This window comes from Mesorhizobium sp. M1C.F.Ca.ET.210.01.1.1 (assembly GCF_004791585.1).
Lineage (GTDB): Bacteria > Pseudomonadota > Alphaproteobacteria > Rhizobiales > Rhizobiaceae > Mesorhizobium.
In genome coordinates, this window is record NZ_SRUU01000040.1 from 35071 (window position 1) to 43983 (window position 8913).

An 8913-nucleotide genomic window follows, 5' to 3' on the forward strand; every position below is an offset into this window, starting at 1 on the left:
GTCAAGCCCTTCTGCCATATGGCGCGGCGGTGTCGGATCGAGTGTCGGGAAGGAACGCCGCTGCGAGCGTCTCGTCGAGCGTCAACCGTAACGATTTAGGCTGAGCGCTGCGGCGGGGGAAATCGCTGCGGAAATGCGAGCCTCGGCTTTCCTCGCGGCGAAGGGCGGCGTTCGTGATCATCAGAGCGACCAGCGCGGGATCGGACGCCGCATCGCCTGCGGTGGCAATCGGCCCTAACGCTCTCGCCGCATTACGCAGAGCCTCGCCGTCGCGCTCGATGCCGAGCGCGTGCGAGACGATTGGTCGGACGCACGAGGCGTCTGGTCGCGGTGGCACGATAATGGGCCTCGGCCGTCTGGGCATGCTCGGGGAGCTGGCGGCGACGCTTGTCGCGACCCAGGCGGCGGACACCACGGCTTCGATGAGCGAGTTGCTGGCGAGGCGGTTGGCGCCGTGCAGGCCGGTCCGGGCGACTTCGCCACAGGCCCACAGGCCGCGCAGCGAGCTGCGTCCGCTGGCATCCACCGCCACGCCGCCCATGTGATAGTGGGCGGCGGGTCGCACCGGGATCGGCTGGGCGGCAGGATCGATGCCGGCCTCGCGGCAGAGCGATGCGATCGCCGGGAAGCGTTCTGCGAACTTGGATCCGAGACACCGCCGCGCGTCGAGGAACACGCGATGCCCGGCTCGAAGCTCGCGCCACACACCCCGCGCCACGACATCGCGCGGCGCGAGCTCGCCGCCCTGCGTGTCGCCAAGAAAGCGCCGACCACGCTCGTCGACGAGCACCGCGCCTTCGCCACGCACCGCCTCGCTGACCAACGGCATCGGGTGCCGAGCGCAGTCGAACGCGGTCGGATGGAACTGGACGAATTCGAGATCGGCGAGTTCCGCACCCGCACGCGCTGCCAGCGCGAGGCCTTGGCCGAACGAGCCGACCGGGTTCGTCGTATGGTTGAACAACCCTCCTATGCCGCCGGTCGCGAGCACCACGCTGCCCGTGGGAAGCGAGACCGCGTCGCCGTCTCCAACCACAAGCACGCCGGTGATTTCGCCGTCCTCGACGAACAGTCGCCGCACTTCGGCGCCTTCGAGGATCGCTATCGAAGGTGTGCGCCGCACGGCGGCTGCGAGCGCGCGGACCAGCTCACGGCCGGTGGCGTCGCCGCCGGCATGCACGATGCGCCGGCGCGAATGCGCCGCTTCGAGCCCGAGCAGGAACGAGCCTTGCGACGCACGGTCAAAGGCAACGCCCAACCGCTCGAGGAATTCGATCGCCTGAGAAGCCGCTTCGACAACTCGCCTTGCGGCTTTTTCATCGCAAAGTCTGTCGCCGGCCGCGAGCGTGTCGGCAAGGTGCAGATCGGGATTGTCGTCGGCGCCGAGGCTTGCCGCCAGGCCGCCCTGGGCGAGCGCGCTGGAAGTTTCATCGCCCAGAGGGGCCTTGGAGATGAGGACGACCGGCTCCGGGGCGAGATGGAGCGCCGTCGCCAGGCCGGCAATGCCGCCACCGAGGATGACCGGCCGTCCGTGGAGGTGGTGCATGGTCATATGACGAGCATCCGCTCCACGGCCCGGCGCGCCCGCTCGGCGACATGTGGATCGATGGTGACGACGTGGCGGTTCTGCTCGAGCGCGGTGCGGATGTTGGCGAGCGTGATGCGCTTCATGTGCGGGCAGAGATTGCAGGGGCGCACGAAATCGACGTCGGGATGCTCGACGGCAACGTTGTCGCTCATAGAGCATTCCGTCATCAGCACGACGCGCGCCGGCCTGTGGCGTGCGACATAGTCGGACATCGCCGCGGTCGAGCCCGCGAAATCCGCCGCCGCGACAACCTCCGGCGGGCACTCGGGATGGGCAAGCACAGTGACGCCGGGATGCGCCAGGCGCAGCTCGCCTATGTCGGCGGGGCTGAAGCGCTCATGGACTTCGCAATGCCCCTTCCAGGCGATGATCTCGACCGCAGTCTGCGCCGCGATGTTTTTCGCCAGATATTCGTCGGGCAGCACGATGACACGTGGCGCACCGAGGGATTCCACTATCGCCAGCGCATTGCCTGAGGTGCAGCAGATGTCGGACTCCGCTTTTACGGCGGCGGAGGTGTTGACATAGGTCACGACCGGCACGCCGGGATAGCGTTGCCGCATCAGGCGAACGTCAGAAGGGGTGATGGAGTCGGCCAGCGAACAGCCGGCGCCGAGATCTGGAATGAGCACCGTCTTGCCGGGATTGAGCAGCTTGGCCGTCTCGGCCATGAAGTGCACGCCGGCGAGCACCATGACGTCCGCATCGACCCTCATCGCCTTGCGGGCCAGCGCCAGGCTGTCGCCGACGATGTCGGCCACGCAATGGAAGATCTCCGGCGTCTGGTAGTTGTGCGCCAGGATGACGGCGTTGCGCTCGCGCTTTAGCGCGAGGATCGCTTCGATGTCGTCGGTGAAGGCCGGCCATTCGATCGGCGGGATCACCCGGCGGACACGATCGTAGAGAGATGCGGCGGTCGAAAACGGGGCTGGCATCGGCGCTCCAATTATTCTCTGAATGAGTATAATTTGGATATATACTTACTTTGAGAATAAGGGCTGTCAAGAGCGGGATAGTGGCAATTTAGTCCCTGCGACTACCCGCTCGTCCAGGACGGCGTGGCGGAAGCGGAAGAGTTTCGCCGGCCGGCCGACCGTGTCTGCGGTTGTCTCTCCCGTCTCCTCGACCAGTTCCTGCTGCTCGATGAGGCGGCGGAAGTTCGGCTTGTGGAGCAACCTTCCGGACAGCGCCTCGACGGTGCGTTGCAGTTGAAGCAAGGTAAAGACCGGCGGCATCAGCTCGAACACGACGGGCCGGTATTTGATCTTGGAGCGCAGCCGCGCGATTCCGGTGGCCAGAATGCGCCGATGATCGGCTGTCATCGAGGTCCCAAGTATGGGGAGGGAGGCGCTTTGCAACGACCCGCGCGTCGCCTCTTCGACTAGGGCTGCTTCATAGAGAAGCTCGTATCGTTGCAGAACGAGTTCCTCGTTCCAGCCGTGGTCCTCAAAGCCAAAGGCGACCGCAGCCCTATGCCGACGTTCACGCCGCAATGAGGGGTGGCTGGCTTCGTCCGCCCAGGCCAGCAGGCGCGGCTGCAGTATTTCGACAACCATCGGTGGGGCGCCGGGGCGGTGGTCTTCCCAGGGGAAATAATCGTACCAGCTTCGCCACGCGCGTTTACCCCCCGCGGCATGCTCCGCACGCGTAAGGGCAAGATAGCTGATCGAGATCACCCGCTGCTGGCGCTGCTCGCCGATTCGGTCGCGGTCGGCGAACGTATAAAGCTGCTCGATATAGCCGAGCTGATGGTCAGTCTGCTGTTCCACCCAGGTCCTGAGGCCGAATTGAAGGGAACGATGACCAAGCTCGAACGGACCAGAGGGCAGGGCGTTGGCTGGCCCCACGGTGAGAACACTCGGCTGCTGATCCGCCACCGCCACGACCACTGCGATCAGATCCACGGTAGCGTCATGGGCTCTGTCTGATGATCGTTCTATTCTGTCGTCTGCGGAAGGTTGGTCCTGCATGTTCGCCCAAGGGTTATCCGTCTTGAGCGACGGATTGGATCGCCGCGAAATTGGACCGCAGGTCGCGGGCCGTCAACGGCTGACCTGACCGCGGCATCGGCAGGTGTCGGTTGTCACAAACGGGGCTGCGGAGCAGGGTGGGCATGGCACAGCAAGAGCAATCGCGATGAAATTCGCTGAAGCACGACTTCCGTGCCGAAAAGAACAAGTACAGTTGCTAGCCGAGGCGAGAGCGCAGAGGCTTCGAGAGGGGAAGTCGGGCAAAGAGGGAAGCGGTGCCCAGACGCGGCTTAGGGGACCAAAATCGATCCGTAGGATGGAGCCTGATTTCTCTCTGGTTTTCCAGCCATTTAGCCAAAACCGACGTTGCGGTCCCATTCCGCTGTGGACCTCTTGGCGGCGCAATGTGTATCGCGCGGCCATGATAAGCGAGAGGCGGGCTGGCTGCAGCCCAAACAATCCACCGTACGTTGCGCCGCTGCGGAGGCGGCGCATGAGCCCAGACTACCGCGCTGCCGCCACCTGGATCGAGCAGGCTATCGGCTGCCTGGCCGAGGCGGTCGAGTGCATGCCCGATGATCACTTCCTCGCTGAGCATGCCGCAGCGCACGAGGCGTCGCGGTCGCCGTCGGTCGACCCCGCCGCCAGCGTTCTGGAGCGCGAATGGTGGCGCCGAGATCGCCTCACATATTACTACAAGGACGGAACCGCGGCTTCGGTTTTGCGTCTGGCGCCTAAGAGGAACGTCGGCGAGCGACATTCGGATGGGTTTGACGGTAGTAGTGGATTGACGCACGCCTGGTGACCACCGCCGCCTACATTTTGGCGAGCTTCGACTTAATGTCCAAGGACTCCTCCGAGAGGGCTACTCCAGCAGTGGCATAGCTGCCGGCCACGCTCGCATTTAGATTTGCTAATTCGGGCAGAGGCGACGGTTCCTCAATAGTGAGCAACTGGACTGAGTTTCGTCATCCGTTCCCTGGCCTCGTCGACCCGTCGTTGTTCAGATCTGATCCGGCCGCAAAGGGCGAGGCTGATACAGACGCCTGGGTTGTCGTCCAGCAATTCGTTGGCACGGTTAAGAGAGCGTTCGGCACGCTTCACGCGTAGGCGGGCCCTCGCCAATTCAAAGTCGAAAATTTCGGCCATCTCGCCGCATCCTTGGTATTTGCGGTCCCTTCAAAACGTCAACTGGCGCCGACATCGTTGGTTCCGACACGGCTCGCAACCGGCTGTCATATCGTGTCAGGGAGGGCAGGCTGATGGGCGCGTCCGCCACCCTCACCGCATTGGCCTTCGGCATCGTCCTGACCACCGCTCTGGGGATCTGGCCGGACGAAGCGATCCAGCGAACCGAACAGCATCGCCGAACTCGATCGGCTGATAGCCAATGCGTAGAGCCACCGCTAATTGGTTATACAAGCCATGCGACTCCAGTGCTTTTGAAGGTAAGCAGCTATCTCTTCCGTCTCATCGGGCGAACCCATTTCCGGCAGGCCAGCCATGTCGACGATTTTCACGGAAGGCATAGATCCCACTAGCGCCAGCAGTTGCTGGTTGCACTGGAATGCTATCATTCTTGCGATCACGTCGGCGCGGCCGCAGACCGTCGGCAACAACAGCCTGTCCATGGTAGCGGCAAGGCAGGCTTCATAAGCCTCTTTCGGCGTCTCAGCGTGCGCTGAGCCGACCGACATTGCAGCGATGACTGCAGATGCCATTCGTAGAGGACGAGCGCTCATTTTCCCCACCATCGAGTGCCGTTTGCCTAAAGCGAGACGACATTCCTTAGAGAATTTATAGCGGGATTTCAGAGGCGAGATGTAGGACGGCGGCCAGCGGAAACGCGCGCGGTGAGGGCGCATTGTCAGCGTGCTCGCTGCAACCAGAGTGCTTGGAACCCGAGATTAGCAAGGCACGTTCCTTTCGACGGGTCACATGTGGCCTGAAAGGAGGAATTAAAATGAACATCAAGATGCTCACAATGGGCGCGATGGCGCTTGCAATGATGACTGGTTCGGCTCTCGCCGCTGGTAACACGTCCGCGCTCGACGATCCGGCCAAGATGTCACCGTTCTTCACCGATGCCGGCTTGAAAACGATGAAGTCGGAAAAGGATTTTGCGGCCGCATGGAAGGCCATGAAACCCGATGAACAGAAGGCGGTGTTGAAAGACTGCGGCGATGCCACTCTTAATAAGTCGCATGCAGATTTCTGCGCGATGGCCAAGAAGATGGGCGGCTGAAACCAGCTTGCGGCCGAAACTGACCGTCGAAGGCGGACTCTCAGGTCCGCCTCGCGCCCGTAGGGCCAAGGTAGCTTGAAGTCATGTTCACCGTCACAGGAACACCCAGGTTCACCGTCACCCAATCCCCGTCGATATGGGTGACTTCGCCGACGACCTCGATCGGCTGGCCTTTCTTCACCGAAGACGTCTTGTCGACGATCGAGTGTGGGAAGCCATAGCTTGGGATCGAGACGCTTACCCGATCCTCTGTGACGCGCCGGCGCACTGTTGCGGTGATCGCGACCCCGCCTATGTTGATGCCCTTCGCCATGCCTTGAGGATAGGCGGGCTGCAGCTTAATCAAGCGATTGCTAATGTTCTGGTGGAACCAAAGCGGCCTGTGGCTCTTACTACACCGAGCGGTCATGTCCCGCTCCTTGGGCCTGTATAGCCCGTCGCCACACATCCTCCCGGCGACGGGCTTTTCAATGGGCTGCTAGAAGCCGCCGTAGCAAAATGGCCCGACTGCTTGGCTAACGAGGGGGGGAATGCTTGTGCAGCCGGGCCAAGATAGGCTGGGGTGGACAAGGAGAGGGGTAGTTCTCCGTCCCAGCCCACTCGTAGCATGATCCCCAGCTATTGCCTTGGTCAAGCGATCTCTAATATGACCCAATGAGATTGTCATCCAGCCGCTACCTCCTGCGCGGGGCCGACCGGGCTTTTATCTTAGGCCTCGGCGGTCTCCAACCTGGACCGGATCCTGCCGATGGCGTTTACGATGGCCTCAGCCGCCTCACGGCCGAGCGCGAATGCCGCGGCGCCGGCCGAGACGATCGGAACCTCCAGTTCACCAACCATGCGACGACGCCGGAGAAGAAGAGGCGAGATCCATGAGTCTCAACCTTGCGACACTAGCCGCCGTTGTCGAACTTGAGGGTTGAGCCAAATCCGAAAAGCCCAGCCAAACCGCCGCCCGTGGCACACTCCGTGGTCAGATTTGGTTTCGTCAAAGCTTCAGCAATGCCCTGAAGGGACATGGCTCTCGATCGATCTCAGATCATTGTCGACCTGGTTGATGTTGTCGATGTGTTTCAGGAAGTCTTCAACGGACCAGTCCATGTCGAGGTACTCGAACTTGCTGCTAGCCAGCGCGCCGGCCGCGGCAACTGTCACGAAGATCAGGCGTCGCGGCACACTCGCCCATCGCAGTGCGCGCAAGCGCTTAGCGCCGCTCCGTTTGCGCCACTGGTCAGACCGATTGTCGTGCCGAGACCTATCCAAGCACTTTCCCCCGCTCGGGAGATGCTCCTAAATGTGAGCGAAGTCTATGCTTGGAGCAGAGCGCCACCGTATTGCCCCCACAACCGGTCGCAGTCCCATTTCCTTAGGCTTGGCGTTCCTGGCAACCCATAGAGAATCATCGCCCCACGCACGTCATATCCGAGCACCGACGCATTGGCGACAAACTGGATGGCGCGTCCTAAGCTGATCGCGCCGATCCGGGCTTCAATTTTGCTGGTGAGGTCGATCACTCCGAAGATTTCCGCGTCCGCGCCTCGGCCGGCCAGAACAGCCGTCGAGAGCGCATCGTTCAGGACAAGGAGCATCGCGTAAGTCCCCGTAGTAGCAGCGCTATCTAACTTACAGGCGCGAGATTTGTTCCGCGTCCTTAAAACGATTTCTCATCAGCTATCCAGTTCAAGAGGGAATTTGGCTCGTCAGCTTCATGCACTATGATCTGGGATACATCGATTTGGAGCAGAGACGCGGCGCATAGACCGTCTCCTGGTCGATCAGCACGGTATCGACGACACGACACATCTCGATGAGCTGCTGCCAGTCGCGCCTGTTGCGGGCAAACCGTGACACCTCCCGCGCCGCAACCGCCCCGACCTTGCCGAGACAGACCTCGGCGACCATCCGATCAAAGCCGGCGCGCGCGACGCCGCCGGCGGCAGAACGGCCGAGATCGTCATCGATCGTCTCGACGCGAGACCAGCCAAGGGCCGTCAGGCGATCGCGCATCGCATATTGAAGCATGCTGCTCTCACGATTGTGCAGGACCTGATGGGCTGACGACTGCCGCACATACAGGATCGCTTTGCGCTCCAGATGGTGCGGCCCAATCTTCTCATGCATCATGATCGGCGCCCTCCCGTTGTCCGGCAGCCTCGCCGTCGACGTGCCCGAGGATCAGGCTGACCATCAGCTTCGTCACTGATCGGCGCGTCTCGGCCGGCAGCGCCTGCCATTGCGGCGTCTGCACCGTGTTGGCGTCGTTCGGCTTCGAGAACAGATCGAACTGGTATGTCGTGGGCTGGCGCGGCATGGACATCTCCCCGATTCGCGTGAGAGCCCAATGCTGCGCCCATCTCCGGCGATTGCGATGGGGCGCGCGTGTCGTGGACCAGTTTCGCCAGGGTGCCCAGCGCGGCAAGGTCGACGTGCGGAGCAGTCGTGATGCGCCAACTCTTACTGAGGATCCGATCGAACATCCACCCAGGAACCTCCAGCCAGCGATCCGATACCCGGCCAGAAAGACTGCAGCGGAAAACCACTGCGTCGCTCTTGTCGATCAATTCATGAATATGGACTTGGCGGCCCGCCCAAGGATGCCAGGGATAAGCAGCTCGCGCTCCGGGCCGTCCCGTGGGTGTTCCGTCGCCGAGTTGTTCAACTCAGAGCGCCCGCACCAGGCGCTCGGCATGGACTGCCCGGCCGAGCGTTACACGCCCTCACCGCGCCCCTATACCGGTCTGCCCGATCTCGACTATCCCTTTCACGATAAGGCTGTCACCGTCACCACCTGCGGCCGCATCTGCTACAATCGCAAGAAGATCAACCTCAGCCTCGTCTTGGCCGGCCAGACCGTCGGCATCAAACAGGTCGAAGACCATATCTGGCTGGCCAGCTTCATGGACTATGATCTGGGCTATTTTGATGATGAGACATGCAGGCTCGAACCACTCCACAACCCCTTCGGGCCAAAAGTGTTACCCATTGGACTGCACCCCTTCCGTGAGACAGTAATCAGTAACAGTTCTCCCTGCTGTGGATAGCGTTTGATGTCGTTTGGCGTAGTTGCATGAGATCGGTTTCGTATTCGTCCGGCGAGAGATAGTCGAGGG

At 62.0% G+C, this 8913-nt stretch carries 13 protein-coding genes and 1 pseudogene; 3 read left to right on the forward strand and 11 right to left on the reverse strand.

Features of this window, described 5'->3' with window-relative positions:
- Position 1 precedes the first annotated feature (1 nt).
- The 3 genes from EN853_RS29550 to EN853_RS29560 all read right to left on the reverse strand — a co-directional run bounded on the left by EN853_RS29550 (position 2) and on the right by EN853_RS29560 (position 3558).
- The gene (locus tag EN853_RS29550) at positions 2-1552 is read right to left on the reverse strand and encodes an L-aspartate oxidase (protein WP_127862552.1); all 1551 of its coding nucleotides are present in this window, start codon (positions 1550-1552) and stop codon (positions 2-4) included.
- Positions 1549-2523 (reverse strand): quinolinate synthase NadA, encoded by a 975-nt coding sequence (gene nadA, locus EN853_RS29555; RefSeq protein WP_127862551.1) that lies wholly within the window; start codon positions 2521-2523, stop codon positions 1549-1551. The genes EN853_RS29550 and nadA overlap by 4 nt, the downstream gene beginning before the upstream one ends.
- Positions 2524-2589: 66 nt before the next feature.
- Positions 2590-3558: a hypothetical protein gene (locus EN853_RS29560; RefSeq protein WP_127862550.1), complete on the reverse strand. Its 969-nt coding sequence runs from the start codon at positions 3556-3558 to the stop codon at positions 2590-2592.
- 493 nt (positions 3559-4051) lie between these two features.
- Here EN853_RS29560 and EN853_RS29565 point away from each other — a divergent pair, with 493 nt between their 5' ends.
- Positions 4052-4363 carry a hypothetical protein gene (locus EN853_RS29565; RefSeq protein ID WP_127862549.1) on the forward strand — a complete coding sequence of 104 codons (312 nt, stop codon included), beginning with the start codon at positions 4052-4054 and terminating at the stop codon, positions 4361-4363.
- 134 nt (positions 4364-4497) lie between these two features.
- On the opposite strand, the gene EN853_RS29570 is transcribed toward EN853_RS29565, so the two are convergent.
- Together EN853_RS29570 and EN853_RS29575 are read right to left on the reverse strand one after the other, a co-directional pair.
- Complete coding sequence (locus EN853_RS29570; protein WP_127862548.1) at positions 4498-4707, reverse strand: hypothetical protein; 210 nt, start codon at positions 4705-4707, stop codon at positions 4498-4500.
- Between the two features lie 257 nt (positions 4708-4964).
- On the reverse strand, positions 4965-5300 hold the full coding sequence (locus EN853_RS29575; RefSeq protein ID WP_127862547.1) for a hypothetical protein: 336 nt from the start codon (positions 5298-5300) through the stop codon (positions 4965-4967).
- A 221-nt stretch (positions 5301-5521) separates the two neighbouring features.
- Here EN853_RS29575 and EN853_RS29580 point away from each other — a divergent pair, with 221 nt between their 5' ends.
- The gene (locus tag EN853_RS29580) at positions 5522-5803 is read left to right on the forward strand and encodes a hypothetical protein (RefSeq protein ID WP_127862546.1); all 282 of its coding nucleotides are present in this window, start codon (positions 5522-5524) and stop codon (positions 5801-5803) included.
- Positions 5804-5843: 40 nt separating this feature from the next.
- On the opposite strand, the gene EN853_RS29585 is transcribed toward EN853_RS29580, so the two are convergent.
- The 6 genes from EN853_RS29585 to EN853_RS29605 all read right to left on the reverse strand — a co-directional run bounded on the left by EN853_RS29585 (position 5844) and on the right by EN853_RS29605 (position 8114).
- Complete coding sequence (locus tag EN853_RS29585; protein WP_127862580.1) at positions 5844-6116, reverse strand: hypothetical protein; 273 nt, start codon at positions 6114-6116, stop codon at positions 5844-5846.
- Between the two features lie 395 nt (positions 6117-6511).
- On the reverse strand, positions 6512-6643 hold the full coding sequence (locus EN853_RS35165; protein ID WP_281061516.1) for a hypothetical protein: 132 nt from the start codon (positions 6641-6643) through the stop codon (positions 6512-6514).
- 156 nt (positions 6644-6799) lie between these two features.
- Complete coding sequence (locus EN853_RS34200; protein WP_189343921.1) at positions 6800-6979, reverse strand: hypothetical protein; 180 nt, start codon at positions 6977-6979, stop codon at positions 6800-6802.
- A gap of 131 nt (positions 6980-7110) precedes the next feature.
- Entirely contained in the window at positions 7111-7392 is a 282-nt protein-coding gene (locus tag EN853_RS29595) for a hypothetical protein (RefSeq protein ID WP_127862545.1), read from the reverse strand.
- 124 nt (positions 7393-7516) lie between these two features.
- Positions 7517-7927 (reverse strand): recombinase family protein, encoded by a 411-nt coding sequence (locus EN853_RS29600; protein WP_245517228.1) that lies wholly within the window; start codon positions 7925-7927, stop codon positions 7517-7519.
- The gene (locus EN853_RS29605; protein ID WP_127862544.1) at positions 7917-8114 is read right to left on the reverse strand and encodes a hypothetical protein; all 198 of its coding nucleotides are present in this window, start codon (positions 8112-8114) and stop codon (positions 7917-7919) included. Before EN853_RS29605 ends, EN853_RS29600 begins: the two co-directional genes overlap by 11 nt.
- A gap of 337 nt (positions 8115-8451) precedes the next feature.
- On the opposite strand from EN853_RS29605, the pseudogene EN853_RS29610 reads away from it, so the two are divergent.
- Positions 8452-8844 (forward strand): annotated as a pseudogene (locus EN853_RS29610) (hypothetical protein); the annotation flags it as partial.
- Between the last annotated feature and the right edge of the window lie 69 nt (positions 8845-8913).